This is a genomic window from Sulfitobacter sp. JL08 (genome assembly GCF_003352045.1).
GTDB lineage: Bacteria > Pseudomonadota > Alphaproteobacteria > Rhodobacterales > Rhodobacteraceae > JL08.
On record NZ_CP025815.1, the window covers coordinates 2,072,980 to 2,096,693 of the forward strand.

The following is a 23,714-nucleotide window of genomic DNA, read 5'->3' on the forward strand; positions in this document are numbered from 1 at the left end:
CGCCCCCCTGACCGGTCAGGCCAGATCGCGCGTGGCGGCCACGGCGTCGGTGAACACAGCCATCAGCGCGTCGGGGTCTTCCAATCCGACAGACACACGAAAGAACCCTTCGGACAGGCCAAGCGCCGCACGCTCGTCAACGCTTAGGGCGCGGTGCGAAGACGATGCCGGATGCGACAGCGTTGTTCCCACATCGCCCAGAGTCGGCGCGAAGCTCAAACCGTCGGCGGCGCGGGTAAACGCATTGGCCGCGGCCCGCCCGCCGTCCAGTTCAAAGCTGACCATGTTGCAGGTTTGCGCGCCCAGCAATTCACGCGCCCGCGCGGCATCGGGATGATCCGCACGCCCCGGATAGATCACCCGTTTCACCCCCTTCAGGGTGGCCAGATGATCCGCCAGCCGGATCGCCGTATCCTGCGCGCGGTCATAGCGCAGATCAAAGCTCAGCATGCCGCGTTCGCACAGCCAGCAATCAAACGGGCTGGCCGACAGGCCGGTTGTCACGGCAAAGACCCGCATTTTCTGCGAAAGGTCCGGATCACGGGCCGACACATAACCCAGCATCACATCGGAATGGCCCGCCAGCAGCTTGGTCAGCGAATGAATGACGATATCGGCCCCGTAGTCATAGGGTCGGAAACTGCGCGGGGTGGTGAACGTATTGTCGACCGCCAGCAGAATGCCGTGCGCCTTGGCCAGATCCGCGATGCCTTTCACGTCTGCCACCCGCAAGGTCGGGTTGGAGACGACTTCGATCAGGATCATTTTCGTTTGCGGTGTGATTGCCGCCTTGATCGCGGCCACGTCACCGGGATCAGCCAGCGATGTGGTTATTCCCAGACGCGGCAGATCTTCTTTCATCAGGCGCAAGGAGCGCCCGTAAAGCTGGTTGCCGCCAATCACATGATCCCCCGCGCTCAGCAGCCCCATCAGCGCGGCTGTCACCGCCGCCATACCGGACCCTGTGACGGTACCGCCGCTTTGCCCTTCCATCGCATCCAGCCGCGCCGCGACGACATCGGCGTTCGGGTGGCCTTCGCGCGAATATGTATAGCCGTGCAGGTGCCCTTCATATTGGGCATCCAGCTGATCCGGCGTTTCGCTGGCGTAAACCACCGAAGGCGAAAGCGGCGTGACCACAGGGCGGCTGGCGCTGGCGGGCAACGGGACGGGGCGGATCAGCGATCCTTTTTGGTTTCTCATGTTGTTCAGTCTGCCTGCGTCAGGCCGGCGCGATACCGGCGCATGTTGTCCTGATAATGCACGGCACTGTCCGTCAGGCCGGCAATCGCGGTCTGATCCAGCTGGCGCATCACCTTGCCGGGCGATCCCATTACCAGCGATCCGTCGGGAATGTCCTTGCCTTCGGTGATCAGCGCGCCCGCCCCGATCAGGCAATTGTTCCCGATCGTGGCACCGTTCAGGATGATCGCACCCATTCCGATCAATGTGTTGTCGCCAATGGTACACCCGTGCAGCATCACCTTGTGGCCAATCGTGCAATTGGTACCGATCATCAACGGAAAGCCCATATCGGTATGAAACACACAGTTTTCCTGCACATTGCTGCCCTGCCCCACGGTGATCTGTTCATTGTCGCCGCGCAGCGTGCTGCCAAACCAGACAGAGGCACCGGCGTGCAATACAACCCGTCCGATCAGGTTGGCATCCGGCGCCACCCATGTATCTTCGTGCAGGTTCGGCACGTGACCGTCCAGTTGATATAGTGTCATGATAGGTCCTCGAATTGGGCTTGAAGGGCGCGGACGTGATCCGTCAGCCCGGGTTGTTGACTGCGGCGCAGCCGCGTGGCGGTCACGATGGATTTCAAACGTTCTTCCGTTGCATCCAGATCATCGTTGATCAGTACAAAATCATAGCCATCCCAATGGCTGATCTCATCCCAGCTTTTCTGCATACGCCGCGCGATGGTGTCGGCATCATCCTGCCCGCGCGCTTCCAGCCGGCGGCGCAGTTCGGTGATCGAAGGGGGCAGCAGAAAGATCGAAAGGGTGTTCTGACCCAGCGCGGAATTGCGGATTTGCTGCGCACCCTGCCAGTCAATATCGAACAGAACATCCTGACCAGCCCCGATGGCCTTTTCCACCGGCGCAAGCAGAGAGCCATAAAAGTTGCCGAACACATGCGCATGTTCCAGCATCTTGCCGTCGGCCACTGCGCTTTTGAACATGTTTTCCGACACGAAATGATAATCTGTCCCGTCCTCTTCCCCCGGACGCGCCTGACGGGTAGTGGCGGACACCGAAAAACAGATACTGGGATCCCAGTCGCGTAACCGGCGCGCTAACGTTGATTTGCCCGCGCCCGACGGCGACGACAAAATGATCAGCAGCCCGCGGCGGGGCATTTTCGGTTCAACATTCATATCTATTCCACGTTCTGTACTTGCTCTCGCATCTGGTCAATCACCGCCTTCAGGTCCAGTCCGATCTTTGTCAGATCGCTTGATTGCGCCTTGGAACACAATGTATTGGCCTCGCGGTTGAATTCCTGCATCAGGAAATCCAGCTTGCGCCCGACCGACCCGCCGGCCCCAAGCAGATCACGCGCCGCGCCGACATGGGCAAACAGCCGGTCGATTTCCTCGGTCACGTCGCTTTTGACGGCAAGGATCGCCAGTTCCTGTGCCACGCGGTCCGCATCGGCGCCTTCGGAATTGTCCAGAACCCGCGCCAGATTGGCACGCAGGGTTTGCGCCACGTCGCCCTTGCGCACTTCCGCGCGCTCTGCCGCCGCAGCGGTCAGGGTTTCGATCTGGCTCAGCTGCTCTTGCAAGACCTGTTCCAGCGCCTGGCCCTCCGCGCGGCGCATATCCACAAAGGCGGACACCAGTGCCGCAAAATCTTTCTGCAACTGCGTGGACAGGGCAGAGGTATCATCCGGCGTTGCGGCCGCGTCCATCACGCCGCGCAGCGCCACGATATCGGATGCCTTGGACGGCGCAAGGGACAGACCCCGCTCCATCGCCTGTGCTTCGACTTCGGCCATGGCGATAAGAACCGCGTTCAGCTGGTCCGTATTCAGCGATGCTGCCGCATTCGCGTCGTCCCGCTGCACCCGCAAGGACAGGCTGACATTGCCACGGATAACCGATTTGGCAAGCTGTGCGCGCAATGCTGTCTCCAGCCCTTCGATCCAGTCCGGCACCCGCAGGCGCAGATCCAGCCCCTTGGCATTGACGCTGCGCAAATCCCAAACCCATCTGTAAGGGGCCAGTTCCCCCTGCGCCGATGCAAAGCCCGTCATCGAAGTAATCACGTTGCGGTTCCCCGTCTGAAATCTCTGCCTTGCACCTACGGCAATCTGCATGGTCTGGGCAAGGGTTGTTGCCCACCAATTGTCTTTCACTCGCCGTGGATAATTAACCAGTAAGTGATTTTTTGCCCCACCACGGGAAGCTTTGCCGATATTAAGACTTCAGTAATCTTTGTGTAGATAGGGTTAATTGAACCAGCGCCTGTCCCCCGGCACAGGCGACACCAAAGCCCGAAAAATATGTCGCAGACAAAGCGGCAGAAAGGGCAAACCCATGGACCAGCAAAACCATGTCACTTTCACCCGACCACAAGGCCCGCAAAAGCTGCGCAAAGGCAATCTTGTCGTGATGGACCGGTTTCAATCCGACAACCGCTTTTCCGCCATCCAGCAGGCCATCGCCTATTGGGAGGCGCTGCGCAGCGACAACGGGTTGCCGAAACGTTCGGATATCGATCCGCGCGGCATCGAAAATATTCTGGAATATGCCTTTGTTCTGGAAAGGATCGCACCCGGCCTTGCACGGATGCGGGTGGCCGGATCACACCTGTCCGACCTGATGGGAATGGAGGTGCGCGGCATGCCGATCACGGCGTTTTTCACCCCTGCCGGGCGCACGGCGCTGGAACGGACAATAGAATCCGTTTTTGACGATCCCGCCATTGTCGATCTGGCGCTGACGGGCGAACGCGGCATCGGGCGTCCACCGCTCGACGCCCGTATGGTGCTACTGCCGATGGAAAGCGATCTGGGCGAAGTCAGCCGTATTTTCGGCTGTCTTGTCGCCAAGGGCGACATTGGCCGCAAAACCCGCCGCTTTGACGTGCGCGCGACACAGAAACGGAGTCTGGGGCAGCCCACTTTTGCCACGCCCGCGTTCAATTACGGCCAGACCCGAAAAGACCCGGCGCATTCCATCCCCGGTTTTGCCGAAGCCAGCGCGCCCCTTGCCGGCGCGAAACCGACAAAGGTGCCCTATCTGCGCGTTGTCTCGCGCGACGACTAAAGGCCGCGCGGACGGTTCAGATGGCTTCGCGCGACTGACGTTTCGTCCGGAACGCCGAAAGCGCCTCGGCGACCAGAAACGCAAGTTCCAGAGACTGGCTGGCATTCAGGCGGGGATCACAGGCGGTGTGATAGCGATCTGACAGGTCTTCTTCGCTGACAGCACGCACGCCACCGGTGCATTCGGTCACATCCTGCCCTGTCATTTCAAAATGCACCCCACCGGGGATCGTGCCTTCGGCACCGTGCACATCAAAGAACTCGCGCACTTCGCGCAGCACGGATTCAAACGGACGTGTCTTGTACCCGGTCGACGATTTGATCGTGTTGCCATGCATCGGATCGCAGGTCCAAAGCACGTTGGCGCCTTCTTCCTGAACTGTCTTGATCAGACGTGGCAGATGATCCCCGACATTGCCCGCCCCAAAGCGCGCGATCAGGGTCAACCGGCCTGCTTCGTTGGCGGGGTTCAGCTTGGCCATCAGCGCCTTGAGATCTTCGGATGTCATCGAAGGCCCACATTTCAGCCCGATCGGGTTCATCACACCGCGACAGAACTCCACATGTGCGCCATCGGGTTGGCGGGTACGATCACCGATCCAGATCAGGTGGCCCGACCCGGCCAGCCATTTGCCGGATGTCGAATCAAGCCGCGTCAGCGCCTCCTCGTATTCCAGCAGCAAGCCTTCGTGGCTGGTGTAGAATTCAACCGACTGCAACGTGTGGGCCGATTCCTGCGTTACCCCCGCAGCCGCCATGAAATCCAGCGTATCGCTGATCCGGTTGGCCAGTTCACGGTAGCGCGCCGCCTTTTCGCCTTCGGTAAAGCCCAGCGTCCACGCATGTACCTGATGCACATCCGCATAACCCCCCGTTGAAAAGGCGCGCAACAGGTTCAGCGTTGCCGCAGCCTGTGTGTAGGCCTGCAACATTTTGGACGGATCAGGGACACGCGCGGTTTCGGTAAAGGCCAGTTCGTTGATGATATCGCCACGGTAACTGGGCAGTTCCACGCCTTCCATCACTTCTGTCGGGGCGCTGCGCGGTTTGGCGAACTGGCCCGCGATGCGGCCCACCTTGATCACCGGCACCTTGGCGCCATAGGTCAGAACCATCGCCATTTGCAGCATTACCTTGAACGTATCGCGGATGCCGTTCGCGCTGAACTGGTCAAAGCTTTCGGCGCAATCCCCGCCCTGAAGCAGAAATGCATCGCCCCGCGATGCAGCCGCCAGATGCGATTTCAGGCGCCGCGCCTCTCCGGCAAACACAAGGGGCGGATATTTCGACAATTGCGCCTCGACTGCATTCAGCGCCGCGCTGTCCAGATAGTCCGGCATCTGGATCCGTGGCTTGTTGCGCCAGTCCGATTTCTGCCATTCACCCATTGCATTTCTCCGGTCTTTCGTGTGTTGAAGGGTTTCTATACAAAACCCCAAGCCAACTGACCATATCACAAATGCGGCCTCTTGACGTCGGCTTTGCACTCTGGGCAAGGTCTTCGGCAGCGGCAATATGTGTCGTAAACCGCCAATTCAGACCGTGACAAAGGACCTGCGGAATGAAAGACCCTCGTCAGGTTTCTTCAAAAGAGCCGACCCAGATCAAACCGCGGCGCTTTGTATTCGTCCTGCTCGAGAATTTTTCGCTCTTGTCGTTCAGCTGTGCCGTAGACAGCCTGCGGATCGCAAATCGCATGGCCGGGCGTACGCTTTATGAATGGAAACTGGTCGCCGAAGGCGGCAACACCGTGCGGTGTTCGGCCGGAACCGAATTCAAGGTCGATGACGATCTGGCGGACATGGCCCGCGAAGATACGGTTATTCTGTGCGGCGGCGTGGATGTTCAGCATGCCACCACAAAAAAGCTGCTGAACTGGGTGCGGCGCGAAGCCCGCAAGGGCATCGTTATCGGCGGCGTCTGTACGGCGGCCTATTCGCTGGCCCGCGCCGGTCTGCTGGACGGAAAACGCGCCACGATCCACTGGGAAAACCAGGACAGTTTTTCCGAAGAATTCGAAGACGTGAACCTGACGAAATCGGTCTTTGTGGTCGATGGCAACCGCCTGACAACGGCTGGCGGCACATCGTCGATCGATCTGATGCTGAAACTGATCGCGGATGATCATGGCGAAGAACTGGCCAATGCGGCCGCAGACCAGATGATCTATTCCTCGATCCGCACCGATCAGGACACCCAGCGCCTGTCCGTGCCCACACGCATCGGCGTGCGCCACCCCAAACTCAGCCAGGTCATCCAGATGATGGAGTCCAATATCGAAGAACCGATCAGCCCCTCTATCCTGGCGAAAGAGGTCGGCATGTCGACGCGGCAGCTTGAACGGCTGTTCCGGCGCTATCTGAACCGATCACCCAAACGATATTATATGGAACTGCGCCTGCAAAAGGCGCGCAACCTGCTGATGCAGACCGATATGAGCGTGATCAACGTGGCACTGGCATGCGGCTTTGCCTCGCCCTCGCATTTTTCGAAATGCTACCGCGCCCACTATGATACAACGCCTTACCGCGAACGTGGCAGCCACGCCGCGCGCCTGTCGATCTGACGCGCAACTTCCGTTCTTATTGCCAGAAATACGGGACTCCTGCGGTCGGATCAGCCACGCGGCTTCGGTTTGCGCCCTATTGCGGCGTCATCCGGTACACCGCCCCCTGCCCGACCGAAATAAACCAGATCGATCCGTCCGGAGCTTCCACCACATCGCGCACACGTTCGGTCTCGGGGCCACTGATCTGTTCGACCTCTTGCACATTTTCCCCGTCCAGTCGCGCGATGTAATCGAATTTCAGGCTGCCGATCAGCATGTCGCCACGCCATTGCGGCCACAAGGCACCGGAATAGATCGCCATGCCCGAAGGCGCCATGGACGGATCCCAGTAAAAGGCCGGTTGTTCCATCCCCTCGCGGGCCGTGCCCTCGCCGATCTTGGCACCTGAATAATGCCGGCCATAGGAAATGACGGGCCAGCCGAAATTGGCGCCCTTCCGGATCCTGTTCACCTCATCCCCACCTTGCGCACCATGTTCGGCGACCCACAATGTTCCGCCCAGATCCAGTGCGGCCCCTTGCGGATTGCGGTGGCCAAAGGAATAGATCTCGGGTCTGACATCCGCCTGTCCGACAAACGGATTGTCCGCCGGCACCGACCCGTCGCGATTGATCCGGATCACGCTGCCATTGTGCACCGAAAGGTCCTGCGCGCTCGGGCGGTCGCCCCGGTCTCCGATGGTCAGAAACAGGGTGCCATCCAAGGCTTCCGTGATCCGGCTGCCGAAATGGCGCCCGCCGCCTGATCCTTCTGACATCACAAACAGATCGCGCAAATCGCTCAGGGCGGTTCCATCCGCGCTTAACGTACCAACCGCCAGCGCCGTGCCGGCCCCGCCTTTCAGACTTTTCGAATAGCTGAGGAACACCGCGCGGGTCTGCGCGAAATCACGCGGTATCATGACATCCAGCAATCCGCCTTGTCCCGATGCAGCCACATCCGGCACCCCCGACACCTTTGTGGCAGTTCCGTTGTCTACATACAAAAGCGCGCCGTCGCGCTCTGTCACCAGAAATGCAGTGCTGCCCTGTTGCGGCAGATGCGCAATTGCCCACGGTTCGTCCAATCCGGTCAGCATCGGCGTCACCCTGACCGCACCGGCACTGGTTTCAAACGTTTGCGCTGATGCAAACGCGGTGCCAAACAGCAGGATCGCACAAGTCAGAACGAAACGCATTCCAAAGCCTCCGGGTTTTCAGATGTTGCGAAGAATAACCTAATTCAACCTGACGCCCAATCACGTCGGCGGCAGCAACAATCATATCGTCGGCCACGCTTTGTACTTTTCTTTTTCAAAGGCTGCGCATAACTTGCCCGATGAACGTAAAGTTCCAACATGGGAGAAATCATATGAAAAAACTGCTTATGGCCTCTGCGGCTACTGCATTGATGGCTGGCACCGCCTTTGCGGGCGGCCACGGCAAAGAAGTGAAACTGGGCATTCTGATCGGCTTTACCGGCCCGATTGAATCGCTGACCGGCCCGATGGCCGCTGGCGCTGAAATGGCCATGAAGGAAGTGACAGACAGCGGCAAGCTGCTGGATTCGGCTGTTGTTACGCCGATGCGCGCAGATACCGGCTGTATCGATAACGGCCTGTCCACATCGAACGCCGAACGTCTGATCGCCGATGGTATCCACGGTCTGATCGGCGGCGATTGTTCCGGTGTCACCGGCGCGATCCTGCAAAACGTTGCGATTCCGAATGGCATGGTGATGATTTCACCGTCCGCCACATCGCCGGGTCTGTCCACAGTTGAAGACAACGATCTGTTCTTTCGCACCGCCCCGTCGGATGCGCGTGAAGGTCAGGTGATGGCCGACGTGCTGACCGACCGTGGTATCAAATCCATCGCGCTGACCTATACCAACAACGACTATGGCAAGGGTCTGGCCGATGCGATCGTCACCTCGTTCGAAGCGGTCGGTGGTGAAGTGACCATTTCCGCCGCACACGAAGACGGCAAGGCGGACTATTCTGCCGAAGTCGGCGCGCTGGCCTCGGCCGGTGGCGACATTCTGGTGGTTGCTGGATATCTGGATCAGGGTGGTCTGGGCATCATCAACGCAGCGCTTGATTCCGGTGCCTATGATACATTTGGTTTGCCCGGCGGCATGATCGGTGAATCGCTGCCCAACAATGTCGGCCCTGCCCTGAACGGATCGTTCGGCCAGATTGCCGGATCGGGCGGCGACGGTATCGAAAAGCTGACGGCGATGGCCGGTGACGCATTCGACGCCACATCACCCTACACGCCGGAATCCTATGACGCAGCCGCGTTGTTCATGCTGGCCATGCAAGCCGCAGATTCGACAGACCCTGCGGTTTACGGCGCCAAAATTCTGGACGTCGCCAACGCACCGGGTGAAAAAATCTATCCCGGTGAACTGGGCAAGGCGCTGGATATCCTGCGCGAAGGCGGCGAAGTCGATTATGTCGGCGCCTCGGCGGTTGAGCTGATTGGCCCGGGCGAAAGCGCCGGTTCCTATCGCGAAATCGAAGTCAAGGATGGCAAAAACGAAACCGTCGCGTTCCGTTAATCTGTCAGAGATTGCAAAAACAGACAGCCCGGAGCATCGTCTTCCGGGCTGTTTCAATAGAAGACAGCCGCATGAAAGCGGCGTGGGGGTGACATGATTGTCGTAGAAGACGTGCACAAGCACTTTGGCGGCTTTCACGCGGTGGATGGCGCAACGCTGTCCATTGCTGAGGGATCGATTACCGGATTGATCGGGCCGAACGGTGCAGGGAAAACAACCCTTTTCAATGTGATCGCGGGCGTTCTTAAACCGACGTCTGGGCGCGTGTTCATGGCTGGCGAAGATATCACCGGCCTGCCACCGCATGATCTGTTTCACAAGGGATTGCTGCGCACCTTCCAGATCGCCCATGAATTCAGTTCAATGACCGTGCGCGAGAACCTGATGATGGTGCCGGGCGGGCAATCGGGTGAAACGCTGTGGAACACATGGTTCGGCGCGGCGCGGATCGCGCAGGAGGAAAGCACCCTGCTGGCCAAGGCCGACGAAGTGCTGGAATTCCTGACCATCGACCATCTGAAAGACGAACGCGCCGGCAACCTGTCGGGCGGGCAGAAAAAGCTGCTGGAACTGGGCCGCACCATGATGGTGGATGCCCGCATCGTGTTTCTGGACGAAGTCGGAGCAGGCGTGAACCGCACCCTGTTGAACACCATCGGCGATGCCATTCTGCGCCTGAACAAGGAACGCGGTTATACTTTTGTGGTGATCGAACATGACATGGATTTCATCGGCCGTCTGTGTGATCCGGTGATCTGCATGGCCGAAGGTAAGGTGCTGGCCGAAGGCACGCTGGACCAGATCAAGGCCAATGAACAGGTGATCGAGGCCTATCTGGGCACGGGCCTGAAAAACAAGGACAAGGTGGGCGCATGAGCGGGAACCCCTATCAGGAAGATCGCGGCAACAAGGATGCCTCGATCACCAACCCGAAAGGTCAGGGCACAGCCGAAAACACGCGCAAAAAGGGCAAGGCCACGCCTGCCCCTGGCGGCCCGTTCCTGATCGGTGAAAACATGACAGGCGGTTACGGCAAGGGCCCCGATATCCTGCATGATTGCACTATAGCGGTGAATCCCGGTGAAATCGCGGTGATCGTCGGCCCCAACGGTGCGGGCAAGTCCACCGCGATGAAGGCCGTGTTCGGCATGCTGAATGTACGCAGCGGTCATGTCCGGCTGGACGGCGAAGACATCACCGCCCTTTCCCCGCAGGACCGGGTGATCAAGGGCATGGGCTTTGTGCCGCAAACCTCGAACATCTTCACCTCTCTCACGGTCGAGGAAAATCTGGAAATGGGCGCGTTCATCCGCAAGGACGATTTCCGCGAAACCCTGCACCAGATTTACGATCTGTTCCCGATCCTGAAGGACAAACGCAATCAGGCCGCGGGCGAATTGTCGGGCGGGCAACGCCAGCAGGTCGCGGTGGGCCGCGCGCTGATGACCAAACCCAAGGTGCTGATGCTGGATGAACCGACAGCGGGCGTGTCGCCCATCGTGATGGACGAATTGTTTGACCGTATCATTGATGTGGCCCGCACCGGCATTCCGATCCTGATGGTCGAACAGAACGCGCGGCAAGCACTTGAAATCGCTGATCGCGGCTATGTTCTGGTGCAGGGGCGCAACGGCTATTCCGGCACCGGCAAGGAACTTCTGGCTGATCCCGAAGTCCGCAAATCGTTTCTGGGGGGCTGAGCCATGGATTTTCTCAACGCGTTCATCGCTCTCTCGAATTTCGTCCTCGTCCCCGCAATTGCCTATGGCAGCCAGCTTGCACTGGGCGCGCTGGGCGTCACGCTGATCTATTCGATCCTGCGGTTTTCCAATTTTGCGCATGGCGACACGATGGCGTTCGGCGCGATGATCACCATCCTGTTCACCTGGTGGTTCCAGTCGATGGGGATCAGCCTGGGGCCGTTGCCAACCGCCCTTCTTGCCCTGCCCTTTGGCATTCTGGGCTGTATGGCGCTGCTGCTGATCACCGATCGCGCCGTCTACCGGTTTTATCGCGATCAAAAGGCAAAACCCGTGATCCTTGTGATCGTGTCGATGGGTGTGATGTTCATCATGAACGGCATCGTGCGCTTTGTCATCGGGCCGGATGATCAGCGCTTTGCCGATGGCGAACGTTTCATTGTTTCGGCACGGACATTCAAGGAATGGTCCGGTCTGGAAGAGGGTCTGGCCATCCGCACCTCGCAAGGCATCACCGTCATCACGGCTGTGATCGTGGTGGCGCTGCTGTTCTGGTTCCTCAACCGCACCCGCACCGGCAAGTCGATGCGCGCCTATTCCGACAACGAAGATCTTGCCCTGTTGTCGGGCATCAACCCCGAACGGGTGGTGATGTACACATGGCTGATCGTCGCCGCGCTGGCCACGGTTGCGGGTGTGCTGTACGGGCTGGATAAATCGTTCAAGCCCTTCACCTATTTCCAGTTGCTGCTGCCGATCTTTGCCAGCGCCATTGTCGGCGGTCTGGGCAATCCGATAGGGGCCATCGCCGGCGGTTTCGTGATCGCGTTTTCCGAAATCACCATCACCTATGCGTGGAAAAAGGTGCTGGGCTACATGATGCCCGAAGGCCTTGAACCCAGCGGCCTCGTGCAGCTTCTGTCGACCGATTACAAATTTGCGGTGTCCTTCGTGATCTTGCTGATCGTGCTGCTGTTCCGCCCCACCGGCCTGTTCAAAGGAAAAGCGCTATGAACGAGACCGTCAAAAACACCGGCCTGTTTGTCATTGTCGCGGGTCTGATCGCCATCACCGGCTTCACCCAAAGCTGGAATGCGGCGCTGCTGATCCTGAACATGGGTCTGATTTCGGCCATCATGGCGCTGGGCGTGAACCTGCAATGGGGCTTTGCCGGCCTCTTCAACATCGGGATCATGGGCTTTGTCGCGCTGGGCGGTCTGGCGGCGGTGCTGGTGGCGATGCCGCCCACCACCGATGCCTGGGCTGCGGGCGGGCTCGGCATTCTGGTCGCCCTTGCAATGGGGGCCGGTACCGTTGTCGCCGCCGCCATTGCAATGAACCGCATGGCCCCCGGGCGCAACCGCACCCTTGCCGTGCTGGCAATCATCATCATCGGGTTTTTCATCTACCGCGCCCTGCTTGATCCTTCTGTAGAAGCGGTCGAGGCCGTGACCCCCGCCGCCACCGGCTATCTGGGTGGTCTTGGCCTGCCAGTCATTCTGGCCTGGCCCGTCGGCGGGGTACTGGCAGCCGGTGTCGCCTGGGTGATCGGAAAGACGGCACTGGGCTTGCGCTCGGATTATCTGGCCATCGCAACCCTCGGCATTGCCGAGATCATTCTGGCAGTCCTGAAAAACGAAGACTGGCTGTCGCGCGGCGTCAAAAACGTGGTGGGCCTGCCCCGCCCCGTGCCCTTCGAAATCGATCTGCAGAACAACGCGGGCTTTGTTGAACGGGCCGCGGGCATGGGCCTTGATCCTGTCACCGCCTCGACACTTTATGTCAAACTGGCCTATGCGGGCCTCTTCGCGCTGGTTCTGATCATTCTGTTGTGGATGGCCCAGCGGGCACTGCATTCGCCCTGGGGCCGCATGATGCGCGCCATCCGCGACAACGAGGTCGCCGCCGAAGCCATGGGCAAGGACGTCACCGCCCGCCATCTGCAGATCTTCATTCTGGGCAGCGCCATCTGCGGCATCGCCGGAGCAATGATGACCACACTTGATGGCCAACTGACACCGGGCACCTATCAGCCCCTGCGCTTTACCTTTCTGATCTGGGTGATGGTCATCGTTGGTGGCTCGGGCAACAATTTCGGGGCTGTGCTGGGCGGCTTCCTGATCTGGTTCCTGTGGGTTCAGGTTGAACCGATGGGCATCTGGTTCATCGAAACCGTCACGTCCGGCCTTAGCGATACCAGCCCGATCAAGGCCCACCTGATGGAAAGTGCCGCCCATATGCGCCTGCTGACCATGGGTGTCATCCTGTTGCTGGTCCTGCGGTTCAGCCCGCGCGGCCTGATCCCGGAAAAATAGGGCAAACGGCGGGGAAAAATGGCGCGCAACTGCCGCTTCATTTGTCCCCAAATACTCGAAGCCCGCCCTATCGCCCCTTGAAGAGACCACCCAGAATGCCGCGCACGATGCGCCGGCCCGTTGTGCCCTTCAACTCCTTGATCACCGCCTGGGTCATCGCGCTGGTCAGGCTGTCATCGCCTTGTGTGCGCCGTGACGTGGACCGGGGCACGCGTTTTCCCTCATAGCGGCGCGCGGTATTGAATTCGCGCAGTTTCGGCTCTTGCTGCTCGGCCTCGGCTTCGGCCTGCTCCGCTTCTGCGGCGGCCGCTTCGGCGCGCTTGGCCAGCATTTCATAGGCGGACTCGCGGTCCTCTACGGTCCGGTATTTTGCGTCCAGATCGGACGCGGCAATCATCGCCTGCCGCTCGGCGCTCTCCAGCGGTCCGACCTGCGACGAAGGCGGGCGGATCAGGGTGCGCTGCACGATGCCGGGTACCCCCTTTTTCATCAGCATTGATGTCACCGCCTCGCCGACACCAACCTCGCGAATGGCCTCTTCGGTGGAAAACGCCGGATTGTCGCGATAGGTTTGCGCCGCCAGCGCAAGGTTCTTGCGATCCTTGGCGGTAAAGGCGCGCAAGGCATGCTGCACACGGTTGCCCAACTGGCCCAGAATATCCTCGGGCACATCAGCCGGGTTTTGCGAGATGAAATACAGACCAACGCCTTTGGACCGGATCAGCCGCGCAACCTGTTCCACCTTGTCGACCAGCGCCTTGGGCGCGCCGTCAAACAAGAGATGTGCCTCGTCGAAGAAAAACACCAGCTTGGGTTTGTCCGGATCGCCGACTTCGGGCAGTTCCTCGAACAGTTCCGACATCAGCCATAACAGGAACGTGGCATAAAGCCCCGGCGACGCCATCAGTTTGTCCGCCGCCAGAATGTTGATCATGCCACGTCCGTCTGCGTCGGTGCGCATCATATCGGCCAGATCCAGCGCCGGTTCCCCGAACAGTTGCGCGCCGCCCTGGTTTTCCAGAACCAGCAACTGGCGCTGGATGGCCCCGACCGAGGCCACCGAGATATTGCCATAGCGCAGCGAAAGGTCGTTTTTCTGCTCGCCAACCCACACCAGCAAGGCCTGCAAATCCTTCAGGTCCAGCAGCGGCAACCCCTGTTCGTCAGACAGGCGGAAGGCGATGTTCAGAATACCTTCCTGCGCTTCGGTCAGGTCCAGCAGGCGTGCCAGCAGCAGCGGGCCCATTTCCGCGACGGTGGTGCGCACCGGATGCCCCTGCTCACCCAGCAAGTCCCAGAATGTGACGGGAAAGCCAGTGTAGGCAAAATCGTCAAACCCGATCTTGGCGGCGCGTTCGCTAAAGGGCGTGTGCAGTTTGCCGGTGGCCGATCCGGGTCTGGCAAGGCCGGATAGATCGCCTTTGACATCCGACAGGAACACCGGAACGCCGGCAGCCGAAAACCCTTCGGCCAGAATTTGCAGTGTGATCGTTTTGCCGGTGCCCGTGGCCCCCGCGATCATGCCGTGCCGGTTGGCATATCCCAGATTAAGGTTCTGTCGTTCGCCGTAATCCGGCCCGCCGCCACCGATAAAAATGCCTGTATCCACCCGTCAAAACCCCCTTGGTATCCTGTCATCGCGCCCCGACCATACAAACTTAACCTTTGAGGGCCATAGTCATTTTTGCTTCCGGCCCGGTGTCCTCCCGGTGTTCGGGGGCAAATTCCTCCCTGTTGGACTGGCCGTGCCTTCGGGTACGGCCTTTTTTCATCGATTTCCGTCCGGAATCCGGTCAGTTCGGGGGAAAAGCTCGGGTTTACTGTTGACCGATGCCAAAGGCTTTCATAACGTACGATCAATAATAAGTCGGCCAGTTCGACGGGGAGCACTAATTGAAAAGAGGGCTGGTTTCAGCCCTCTTTTCTTGTCTGCAACTCTTGGATAAAAGCGCGGCCCGCCAGACTGTCATCGGGGCGGTCGCGGGCATTGGATCAGGCGCTTTCGGTCAGCCATAAGTTCAGCGCATCGCTGTAATCCCCGATGTCACCGAATGTTTTCTGCACCCAATCCGGATTGTAATAGGTATCCAGATAGCGATCTCCGCTGTCGCACATCAATGACACGATGGACCCTGTCTGGCCCTTTTCCATCATCGATTTTGCAACCGACAATGCGCCCCACAGGTTCGTTCCCGTCGATGCGCCCGGTTTGCGGCCAATCAGTTTGTCCAGCCATAGCATTGTCGCCACGCTGGCCGCGTCCGGCACTTTCATCATGTCGTCGATCACATCACGCTGAAACGATTTTTCAACCTTCGGCCGCCCGATCCCTTCGATCCGGCTTGACCAGTTCTGTGTCAGATCGGGGTCATTTTTAACAAAGCTTTCGTAAAAAACCGAATTTTCAGGATCAACGACCAGCAATTGCGTTTCAAACCTTTTGTAGCGGATATAGCGCCCCAGCGTTGCCGATGTTCCGCCTGTTCCCGCGCTCATCACAACGGTGTGCGGGATCGGATGGGGTTCATGTTGCATCTGGGCAAAGATGCTGTCTGCAATATTGTTGTTGCCCCGCCAGTCCGTCGCGCGTTCGGCAAAGGTGAACTGGTCAAAGAAATAGCCGTCGGTTTCCGATGCCAGTGCCACGGCAGCCGCGTGCATTTGCGGCGCAGAGTCGACGAAATGGCATTTCCCGCCATAGAATGTGATCTTGTCGATCTTGCTTTGGGCTGTGCTGCGCGGCATGACGGCAAAGAACGGCAGCCCCAGAATCTGTGCAAAATAGGCTTCGGATACGGCGGTGCTGCCGGATGATGCCTCGATCACCGGTGTGTGTTGCGTCAGCTTGCCATTGCAAAGCGCATACAGAAACAAGGACCGCGCCAGACGGTGTTTAAGGCTGCCGGTTGGATGCGTGCTTTCGTCCTTCAGATAGATATCGATGTCGCGCAGGCCCGGGATCGGCAGTTTGAACAGATGTGTGTCTGCCGATCGTTGAAAATCGGCCTCAATCTTGGTGATCGCTTCGGAAATCCAGCGCCGCATTGCTCAAGTCCTTGTCTTGCCTGATTGCCGGCACCTCTTACCATATCGGGCGCGCAAGTACACAAAGCCAAAGGGTCTGTCCGCAGCAGTCAATGCCACCGCCGCTTCACAAAAATGTTGGCGACAAATCGCCCCTGACCCCCCTGCCGCCTTTGATAAGGCACTGACAACCGGTCGGGGCCATGCTAAGCCGCATCAAATCAGTCAAGACAAGGATGTTGAGCAGATGCACACATATCTAAAAACCCTTCCGGTCGCTTTCATTCTGGCGCTGAGCGCACCCGCGTTCGCCCAGGACACCACGACAGCGGAACCTGCGGCCGAAGCCGAAACAGCCCCTGCCGAAAACGCCGAAGGAACCGCGCAAGACAACGTGGAAAATGCGCTTTCGATGGGCGAAAATGTCGATGGCACCCCGACATTGGGCCAGCCTTATACAGCCAAGACAATCGGCGCGTGGGAAATGCGCTGCATCAAGACCGAAGACGAAACAGACCCATGCCAGATGTATCAGTTGCTGGATGACGGTCAGGGATCGCCGGTTGCAGAATTTTCGATGTTCCGCCTGCCCGAAGGCGGTCAGGCGCTGGCCGGAGCAACTGTCATCGTGCCTCTGGAAACCGCTCTGGCCCAGCAGCTGACAATTTCTGTCGATGGGGCCAAGGGCAAACGCTATCCTTATGCGTTCTGCAACGCTGTTGGCTGCTATTCCCGCATCGGCCTGACGCAGGAAGATATCGATGCGTTCAAACGTGGAAGCGAGGCCAAATTGACGATCATTCCGGCCCTTGCGCCCGATCAGCCCGTCATTGTGACCCTGTCGCTGCAAGGTTTCACCGCCAGCTATGACGAGGTATCGGTCATCAATCCTTGAACGGATACAGGTAAGTTTTTGCTTTTGCCGCCGTCCCAAAGCGCTTGGGGCGGCGGTTTTGCGTTCAGACCCGGCGCAAGGCCAGAACCGCATTCATACCGCCGAACGCAAACGCATTTGACAGTGCCACATCCACTTTGGCTTCGCGCGCGGTGTTGGGCACCACATCCAGCGCGCATTCTGGGTCCGGCTCTTCATAGCCGATGGTCGGGGCCACGATCCCGTCGCGTAGCGCCATGATGCAGGCCAGCAGTTCCACCGCGCCGGTGCCGCCGATCAGATGACCGTGCATCGATTTCGTCGAACTGATCATCAGATTGTCGGCATAAGGCCCGAACACATCCGCCACAGCCGCACATTCGGTTTTGTCATTGGCCGCCGTGCCGGTGCCGTGGGCATTGATATACCCCACCTCGTCGCGGTTGATCCCTGCATCCTGCAAAGCGCCTGATATGGCGCGCGCCGCACCCTGTTTGGATGGCATCACGATATCGGCAGCGTCCGATGACATGGCAAAACCGGCAACCTCGCACAGAATCTCTGCGCCGCGCGCCTTGGCATGTTCATATTCCTCGAACACGAAAACCCCGGCGCCTTCGCCCTGCACCATGCCATTTCGATTGGCTGAAAACGGGCGGCAGGCATCTTTCGACATGACGCGCAGCCCTTCCCATGCCTTGACCCCGCCAAAGCACAACATCGATTCAGATCCGCCCGTGACCATAACCGGTGACATGCCATATCGCACCATCTGAAAGGCCTGCGCCATCGCGTGGTTGGACGACGCGCAGGCCGTGGAAACCGTAAAGGACGGCCCCTTGAGGTTATATTCCATCGACACGTGGCTAGCGGCGGCATTGTTCATCAGTTTGGGCACAACAAACGGATGCACGCGGTTCTTACCATCTTCGTAAACGCTTCGGTAATTGTCGTCCCACGTGCTGACACCGCCGCCTGCGGTGCCCAGAACCACACCCGATTTGGCGGCCAACTCACCGGTGAACACCAGCCCCGATTGCGCCACCGCCTCTTTCGCGGCGCATAGGGTGAATTGCGTGAACCGGTCATAAAGCGACATCTGTTGCCGGTTGAACAGCCCTTCGGTTTCAAAGCCGCGCACCTGCCCGCCGATCTGGATCGAAAGACGGTCGACATCACGCATCTTTAGCGGGCCAATCCCGCACTGGCCGTCGCGCATGGCAGCCAAGGTTTCCGGCACAGAGTGACCAAGCGCATTGATTGTGCCTGCACCGGTGATCACGACACGTTTCATGTCGCCGCTTTCAAGCCTGGCTTGGTCACGATTGCTCTGCCACCAGTTTTTCGACACCGCGGATAATCGCCGCCACTGTCGAAATGTCAAAATCGCTGGCTTTGGGTTCGTTGGCGTTGAACGGAACGTTGATGTCGAACGCTTCTTCCAGAGCAAAGATACTTTCGACCAGTCCCAGTGAATCGATCCCCAACTCTTCCAGCGTGCTGTCGGGCGTCACATCGGACGGCTCCAGCACGGCCTGTTCGGCGATGATGGCGATGACTTTCTCCGAAATACTCATACACAGGTCCTTTGTATGGGTGCCCCTTGTGACTTAGTCACTGGAACCGGACTTGAAAACCGCTTTCTTAAGCGCCGCAACGTCAGAAAACAGCCGCGGCAACCGGCGGAAACCCTTGTAGGATTCCATGTGGTTTTCCATCTTGATCGCCGGATAGCCCAGCATCACCCGGCCCGCAGGCACGTTTGACATCAGTTTGGTGCCCCCGCCCGTGATCACGTTATCCCCGACAAAAATATTGTCGGACACACCGCTTTGTCCGGCCAGAACCACGTTGTTTCCAATGCGCGCGGACCCGGCAAGCCCGACCTGTCCGCAGATCAGGCAATCGCGCCCGATCTCGTCATTATGGCCGATCTGCACCAGATTATCGATCTTGGTGCGGTCGCCGATGGTGGTGTCTCGGATGGTGCCGCGATCAATGCAGGTATTGGATCCGATTTCAACGTCATCACCGATCCGGACCGACCCCAGAGAATGGATGCGTGCCCAGCTTTGGGGTTTGCGCTCTGCATCCGCGCCCAGTTTTTCGCGCGCCACCTCAACGTCCGAGCGTTCAGGCGTGACAAAGGAAAAGCCGTCGCCGCCGATACGTGCACCGGGTTGGGCAACAAACCGGTCCCCGATCACAACGCGCGCTGCGATGCTTACGGATTCGCGCAGAAACGCGTCATTGCCCAACACCGCATCGGCCCCGATATAGCAGTGCGGCCCGATCACAGCACCCGTGCCCACTTTTGCACCCGGCCCGATCACACTGAACGCGCCAAGGCACAGATCGTCGGCCACGTGCGCCGCCGGATCAACAAACGCTGTCGGATGTATCCCCTGCCCGAACCCCTGCCCGCGGTCCAGCATGCGTGTCAGGCCCGACATGGCAAAGCGCGGTCTAGGCGCGACAATCGCCGCCTTCAGCCCAAGCGCCTGCCAATCGGCCCCGTCCCAAAGCATTGCTGCCCGGGCCTGACCCTTTGCCAATCCGGACGCGTATTTTTCGTTGGTCGCCAGCGCCAGTTCATCCGGTCCGGCATCGGCCGGTTCCGCAGCCCCGGTAATGCGCAAATCCGTTGCGCCAAAGGCCTGCGCGCCCAAGGCATCCGCAATTTCCTGAACAGTGTACTGCATCTTTTGGCCCTCACATTTGGGCCAGTGATTACCCCTGAACGCCCCGCAGCGCCACCCCTGCTGATTGCAGCGCATCCCAGATTTTCGCATCACGGCCATAGATGTCGCGGCGGTACTGGATGGCGCCCTTGGCGTCGGAAAATGCGGTGCGATAGATAATGTGCACGGGCACGGGCTGAACCAGATCAACCTGTGTTTCCTTGCCGGTGCTCAATTGTCTCTTGAAAAAGCCCTCGGGGTCATCCGTCTGCTTGGCCAGCAACGTGTAGGCAAAATCAAACGGGTCGGCCAGCCGGATACAGCCATGCGAATAGGCCCGAACCTCGCGACCGAACAGGTTTTTCGCGGGGGTGTCGTGCAGATAGATGTTGTAGGGGTTGGGGAACATGAACTTGACCAGCCCCAGCGCATTGCTTTGGCTGGGCGGCTGGCGCATCGCAAACGGAAAGCTGCGCGCGGTGAACTGGGAAAAGTCCGTCGCCTCGCGGTTGATCCTGCGGCCCCGGCTGTCGGTGATTTCGATATGCCCCACCGCATTCGGGTTCTGCTGCAGTTGCGGCAGGTATTCCTTGGTCACGATCGAACGGGGCACATACCAGCTGGGGTTGATCACCATAAATTCCATCACATCGGAAAACTCGGGGCTGCGGCGGTCACTGGCATTTTTCCCAATCACGGAACGGGTTTCGAATGTCAGCTTGCCGCTGTCGTAGATCTTGGCGGAAAAATCCGTGAGGTTGACCGCTATGTGACGTTCGCCGCGATCCCGCGGCAACCAGCGTTCCCGCTCCATTGCGACAATCACGGACTGAAGCCGGTCCTGCATGGATCGGTTGATTTCGGCAAGTGTATCACCGCCGGCCACCCCATCAGGCGTCAGTCCATGGGCCGTCTGAAAGGCCAGCACGGCAGTCTGAATTTCAAGATCAAAGCTGCGCGTTGTTGTCCGCTCCAGATAGCCCTTGGCGATCAGACGGTTGCGCAGGGCCACGACGGCATCGCCGGTTTGCCCGAATTCCAGCTTTTTACCCGGCACCGTGGGGCCCCAGCCACCACGCGCCAGTTCCCGTTCAAGCCTCAGCTTTTCCTTCATCAAAGCAAGGTATTCGGGCGTTCTTGGCGGCAGGTCGCGCAGATAGTCACGCGGATCGGCGGTTGCAAATTCCGGCAGGAATGTTGCGCGGTCCTGATAGGGAACTGTGCGCACCAGGCCCGGATCAATTGAAGACGGCACGACCACCCCGGTCTGAATGTCACGGGCATAGGCCAGAAACCGTTTGCTGAATTCCACTTCCAAGAGCCCCATGTCACGGGCGCTGCGGGCGGATTTGGTCTGCGCCATCAATCCTTCGATGTCATAGCGTGCGTCGGGCAATCCATGTTCGGCGGCATGGGCCAGCGCCTGCATCAGTTCCCCGCGCCGTGCGCGATCCTGTTCGCTGTTGCCTGTCCAGATCGGTGCATAACCGTTGGACTGGTAAAACGCTGCAATGTCCTTGTCGCGCGATGCGGCCTCGGCGACAGCCTGTTTGAATGCTGTAACCTGCGCCGCCACCGGGCGGGCCATACCCATCAAGGCCACAAGGGACACAATGCAAAACGAAAACAGGGAAACTCGGACCAGTCGGTGTACCAGATGCATTGCTATCCTCTTGTTTCAAACGCGATGTCCCTTCATGTCACGCAAGGCGGGCAGGCATGTCCATTCACATTTGCGCGGGGTCAAAAAGCAAGTTGACGCTGGTGCAACCTTGCATCGTATTCGCGAGAGGGATCTGAACGACCAATCAGATTTGCGCAAGAACCCGCCGAAATGCCGCAATTACGTCAAATCGAAACAATCCGTGCTTGGTTCACGAATCTTCGTATGCAATAACGTCGATGCATCTGGGGATAGATGGATGCCCGTGTAACATCACGGGCGGGCAGGAAGAAAAACATGTGCGGGACACAGCAGTAACATGACAGATTCTATATCGACGGGTCTTACCCGGCGTGCCCTTCTGGGTGCGTTCGCGGCGAGTGCCGTCACGGCAGCACCCACATTTTCGAACGCAGCAGGTTTCTTGCGCGGATCAGGCGATATCCGCCGCATCCGGATGTATTCGGGCCGCACCGGTGAACGCATCGACATGATCTATTGGGTCGAAGGCAAGTACATCAAGGACGCTGTGAACGAAGTGAACTACTTCATGCGCGACTGGCGTACAGACGGCGTAAAGACAATGGACCTGCGCACCATTGATATCATGGCCGCCGCCCATAACATGATGGACATCAACGAACCCTATATGCTGCTTTCGGGCTATCGCAGCCCGCAAACCAATGCGATGTTGCGTTCGCGGTCCCGCGGTGTTGCCAAGAACTCCCTTCACATGAAGGGCCAGGCCGCAGATTTGCGCCTCAACTCGCGCTCGACCGGACAGATGGCCAAGGCCGCAGCGGCCTGCCGCGCCGGGGGTGTAGGACGATATTCAGGGTCCAACTTTGTCCATATGGATTGCGGACCCGTCAGAACCTGGGGCGGATAACCCAAGGACAAACCTCAAAGAATTCAGACGCCTTCGGGCGTCTTTTTTTTCGTGAAAGTTTTGTAAATCGGGCCATATGCCCTTTGCTCTTGAAATCCCTATGGTAGATTTATGTTCATTGCTGTCATCCCATGGCATCAAGTTCTATTTCAAGAAAGGAACAAACAATGCGATCCCTGACCCTTATTTCCTGTGGCGCGGCACTGGCCTTTGCCGCAACAACCGCATCTGCTGAAACATTCGAAAAATACGGCGAAGTCGAAGGCTGGAAGGTTTTCGTGGACGTTGAAATGAATTCCTGCCTGATCGAAAAAATCGACGATCTGGAAAACGTGGTCCAGATGGGCCTGACCGCAGATAAATCGGCCGCCTATGTCGGTGTGTTCACCAAAGGTGAAACCACTGTCAAAAAGGATGAAAAGGAAGCCGTTGCCATTGCAATCGGGGATAACGTGTATCTTGGCGAAGCCACCGGGATGCGCGGCAACATCACCAAAGGCTATTCGGGCGGCTACGTTCTGGCCGATGACCCGCAATTCATCGAAGACATCGCTCGCCAGTATGAAATGGTGGTTTTTCCGGAAAAGGAATTCGCCTTTGTCGTCGATCTGACCGGCACACTCAAAGCCATCGAAATGGTCAAAACCTGCATCGACGAGCGCTGATCGGCGCCACTTGAAGAATGGGCCGGTGCTGCACATTGATCAGCACCGGCCCTTTTTTGGTCAACGGGTACGCCCGTCAGATTTCGGCAACCAGTCCTGCCGCTTCGATACCGGCCATGGCCGCTTCGGCGTCTTTGTCGCTGGTGTCGCCGGTCACGCCGACCGCGCCCAGCACGTCGCCCTTGGCATTGCGTACCAGCACCCCGCCAGGAACAGGAATAACCTTGCCGCCATAAACGCCGTTGGCCGCCGTCATGAAATAATGCTGGCTTTCGGCGCGGGCCATTTGTGCCGTGCCGGCCATACCCAGCATCACAGTGCCGTAGGCCTTGCCCTGCGCGATGTCAAACCGGCCGGGGCTGGCGCCGTCTTCGCGTTCAAACGCCTTGACGTGCCCGCCTGCGTCCAGCACCACAACGCTCATCGGCTTGAGGCCCATTTCGCGGCTTTTTTCCAGTGTCTTGCGCACGATGGTGCGTGCTTTTCTCAAACTGATCTCGGCCATATCCGGT

General features: G+C 58.9%; 23 protein-coding genes. 10 read left to right on the top strand and 13 right to left on the bottom strand.

The window, feature by feature from the left end; all coding sequences use genetic code 11:
- Nucleotides 1-15: 15 nt before the first annotated feature.
- The 4 genes from C1J05_RS10245 to C1J05_RS10260 are packed head-to-tail and all read right to left on the bottom strand — an operon-like array spanning nt 16 to nt 3,279.
- Nucleotides 16-1,203, bottom strand: a complete 1,188-nt coding sequence (locus tag C1J05_RS10245) for a trans-sulfuration enzyme family protein (RefSeq protein WP_114870167.1) — start codon at nt 1,201-1,203, stop codon at nt 16-18.
- 5 nt (nt 1,204-1,208) lie between these two features.
- Nucleotides 1,209-1,733 carry a gamma carbonic anhydrase family protein gene (locus C1J05_RS10250; RefSeq protein ID WP_114870168.1) on the bottom strand — a complete coding sequence of 175 codons (525 nt, stop codon included), beginning with the start codon at nt 1,731-1,733 and terminating at the stop codon, nt 1,209-1,211.
- Entirely contained in the window at nt 1,730-2,386 is a 657-nt protein-coding gene (gene gmk / locus C1J05_RS10255; protein WP_254684765.1) for a guanylate kinase, read from the bottom strand. The genes C1J05_RS10250 and gmk overlap by 4 nt, the downstream gene beginning before the upstream one ends.
- Nucleotides 2,387-2,388: 2 nt before the next feature.
- Complete coding sequence (locus C1J05_RS10260; protein ID WP_114872255.1) at nt 2,389-3,279, bottom strand: YicC/YloC family endoribonuclease; 891 nt, start codon at nt 3,277-3,279, stop codon at nt 2,389-2,391.
- A gap of 271 nt (nt 3,280-3,550) precedes the next feature.
- Between C1J05_RS10260 and C1J05_RS10265 the strand changes: the two genes are divergently transcribed.
- Complete coding sequence (locus tag C1J05_RS10265; protein WP_254684766.1) at nt 3,551-4,282, top strand: PAS domain-containing protein; 732 nt, start codon at nt 3,551-3,553, stop codon at nt 4,280-4,282.
- 16 nt (nt 4,283-4,298) lie between these two features.
- On the opposite strand, the gene C1J05_RS10270 is transcribed toward C1J05_RS10265, so the two are convergent.
- A complete protein-coding gene (locus C1J05_RS10270; RefSeq protein ID WP_114870169.1) occupies nt 4,299-5,669 on the bottom strand; it encodes a class II 3-deoxy-7-phosphoheptulonate synthase in 1,371 nt (456 codons plus the stop codon).
- Between the two features lie 173 nt (nt 5,670-5,842).
- Here C1J05_RS10270 and C1J05_RS10275 point away from each other — a divergent pair, with 173 nt between their 5' ends.
- The gene (locus C1J05_RS10275) at nt 5,843-6,847 is read left to right on the top strand and encodes a GlxA family transcriptional regulator (RefSeq protein WP_114870170.1); all 1,005 of its coding nucleotides are present in this window, start codon (nt 5,843-5,845) and stop codon (nt 6,845-6,847) included.
- A gap of 76 nt (nt 6,848-6,923) precedes the next feature.
- Here the strand turns inward: C1J05_RS10275 and C1J05_RS10280 are convergent, their stop codons facing one another.
- Nucleotides 6,924-8,027: a PQQ-dependent sugar dehydrogenase gene (locus C1J05_RS10280; protein WP_114870171.1), complete on the bottom strand. Its 1,104-nt coding sequence runs from the start codon at nt 8,025-8,027 to the stop codon at nt 6,924-6,926.
- 173 nt (nt 8,028-8,200) lie between these two features.
- Here C1J05_RS10280 and C1J05_RS10285 point away from each other — a divergent pair, with 173 nt between their 5' ends.
- The 5 genes from C1J05_RS10285 to C1J05_RS10305 all read left to right on the top strand — a co-directional run bounded on the left by C1J05_RS10285 (nt 8,201) and on the right by C1J05_RS10305 (nt 13,406).
- Nucleotides 8,201-9,391 carry an ABC transporter substrate-binding protein gene (locus C1J05_RS10285; RefSeq protein WP_114870172.1) on the top strand — a complete coding sequence of 397 codons (1,191 nt, stop codon included), beginning with the start codon at nt 8,201-8,203 and terminating at the stop codon, nt 9,389-9,391.
- Between the two features lie 93 nt (nt 9,392-9,484).
- Nucleotides 9,485-10,267: an ABC transporter ATP-binding protein gene (locus C1J05_RS10290; protein WP_114870173.1), complete on the top strand. Its 783-nt coding sequence runs from the start codon at nt 9,485-9,487 to the stop codon at nt 10,265-10,267.
- The gene (locus tag C1J05_RS10295) at nt 10,264-11,091 is read left to right on the top strand and encodes an ABC transporter ATP-binding protein (protein ID WP_114870174.1); all 828 of its coding nucleotides are present in this window, start codon (nt 10,264-10,266) and stop codon (nt 11,089-11,091) included. The genes C1J05_RS10290 and C1J05_RS10295 overlap by 4 nt, the downstream gene beginning before the upstream one ends.
- A gap of 3 nt (nt 11,092-11,094) precedes the next feature.
- Complete coding sequence (locus C1J05_RS10300) at nt 11,095-12,105, top strand: branched-chain amino acid ABC transporter permease (RefSeq protein WP_114870175.1); 1,011 nt, start codon at nt 11,095-11,097, stop codon at nt 12,103-12,105.
- Nucleotides 12,102-13,406, top strand: coding sequence for a branched-chain amino acid ABC transporter permease (locus C1J05_RS10305; protein ID WP_114870176.1), 1,305 nt, complete (start codon nt 12,102-12,104; stop codon nt 13,404-13,406). The genes C1J05_RS10300 and C1J05_RS10305 overlap by 4 nt, the downstream gene beginning before the upstream one ends.
- A gap of 67 nt (nt 13,407-13,473) precedes the next feature.
- On the opposite strand, the gene C1J05_RS10310 is transcribed toward C1J05_RS10305, so the two are convergent.
- Complete coding sequence (locus C1J05_RS10310; RefSeq protein ID WP_114870177.1) at nt 13,474-15,015, bottom strand: helicase HerA-like domain-containing protein; 1,542 nt, start codon at nt 15,013-15,015, stop codon at nt 13,474-13,476.
- A 383-nt stretch (nt 15,016-15,398) separates the two neighbouring features.
- Complete coding sequence (locus C1J05_RS10315; RefSeq protein ID WP_114870178.1) at nt 15,399-16,451, bottom strand: PLP-dependent cysteine synthase family protein; 1,053 nt, start codon at nt 16,449-16,451, stop codon at nt 15,399-15,401.
- Between the two features lie 226 nt (nt 16,452-16,677).
- Here C1J05_RS10315 and C1J05_RS10320 point away from each other — a divergent pair, with 226 nt between their 5' ends.
- Nucleotides 16,678-17,325, top strand: a complete 648-nt coding sequence (locus C1J05_RS10320) for an invasion associated locus B family protein (protein ID WP_114870179.1) — start codon at nt 16,678-16,680, stop codon at nt 17,323-17,325.
- Nucleotides 17,326-17,389: 64 nt separating this feature from the next.
- Here C1J05_RS10320 and C1J05_RS10325 read toward each other — a convergent pair whose 3' ends face one another.
- Genes C1J05_RS10325 through C1J05_RS10340 form a run of 4 tightly spaced genes read right to left on the bottom strand, consistent with a single transcriptional unit; the run spans nt 17,390 to nt 21,648 of the window.
- Nucleotides 17,390-18,598, bottom strand: a complete 1,209-nt coding sequence (locus C1J05_RS10325; RefSeq protein ID WP_114870180.1) for a beta-ketoacyl-[acyl-carrier-protein] synthase family protein — start codon at nt 18,596-18,598, stop codon at nt 17,390-17,392.
- 25 nt (nt 18,599-18,623) lie between these two features.
- Nucleotides 18,624-18,881, bottom strand: a complete 258-nt coding sequence (locus tag C1J05_RS10330; RefSeq protein WP_114870181.1) for an acyl carrier protein — start codon at nt 18,879-18,881, stop codon at nt 18,624-18,626.
- Nucleotides 18,882-18,914: 33 nt separating this feature from the next.
- Nucleotides 18,915-20,006 (bottom strand): UDP-3-O-(3-hydroxymyristoyl)glucosamine N-acyltransferase, encoded by a 1,092-nt coding sequence (gene lpxD / locus C1J05_RS10335; RefSeq protein ID WP_114870182.1) that lies wholly within the window; start codon nt 20,004-20,006, stop codon nt 18,915-18,917.
- A 28-nt stretch (nt 20,007-20,034) separates the two neighbouring features.
- Nucleotides 20,035-21,648, bottom strand: a complete 1,614-nt coding sequence (locus C1J05_RS10340) for a L,D-transpeptidase family protein (protein WP_114870183.1) — start codon at nt 21,646-21,648, stop codon at nt 20,035-20,037.
- A 319-nt stretch (nt 21,649-21,967) separates the two neighbouring features.
- Here C1J05_RS10340 and C1J05_RS10345 point away from each other — a divergent pair, with 319 nt between their 5' ends.
- Nucleotides 21,968-22,537: a YcbK family protein gene (locus C1J05_RS10345; RefSeq protein WP_114870184.1), complete on the top strand. Its 570-nt coding sequence runs from the start codon at nt 21,968-21,970 to the stop codon at nt 22,535-22,537.
- 167 nt (nt 22,538-22,704) lie between these two features.
- Nucleotides 22,705-23,202 carry a hypothetical protein gene (locus C1J05_RS10350; RefSeq protein WP_114870185.1) on the top strand — a complete coding sequence of 166 codons (498 nt, stop codon included), beginning with the start codon at nt 22,705-22,707 and terminating at the stop codon, nt 23,200-23,202.
- 76 nt (nt 23,203-23,278) lie between these two features.
- Here C1J05_RS10350 and C1J05_RS10355 read toward each other — a convergent pair whose 3' ends face one another.
- Nucleotides 23,279-23,707 (bottom strand): GlcG/HbpS family heme-binding protein, encoded by a 429-nt coding sequence (locus C1J05_RS10355; protein ID WP_114870186.1) that lies wholly within the window; start codon nt 23,705-23,707, stop codon nt 23,279-23,281.
- Nucleotides 23,708-23,714 lie beyond the last annotated feature (7 nt).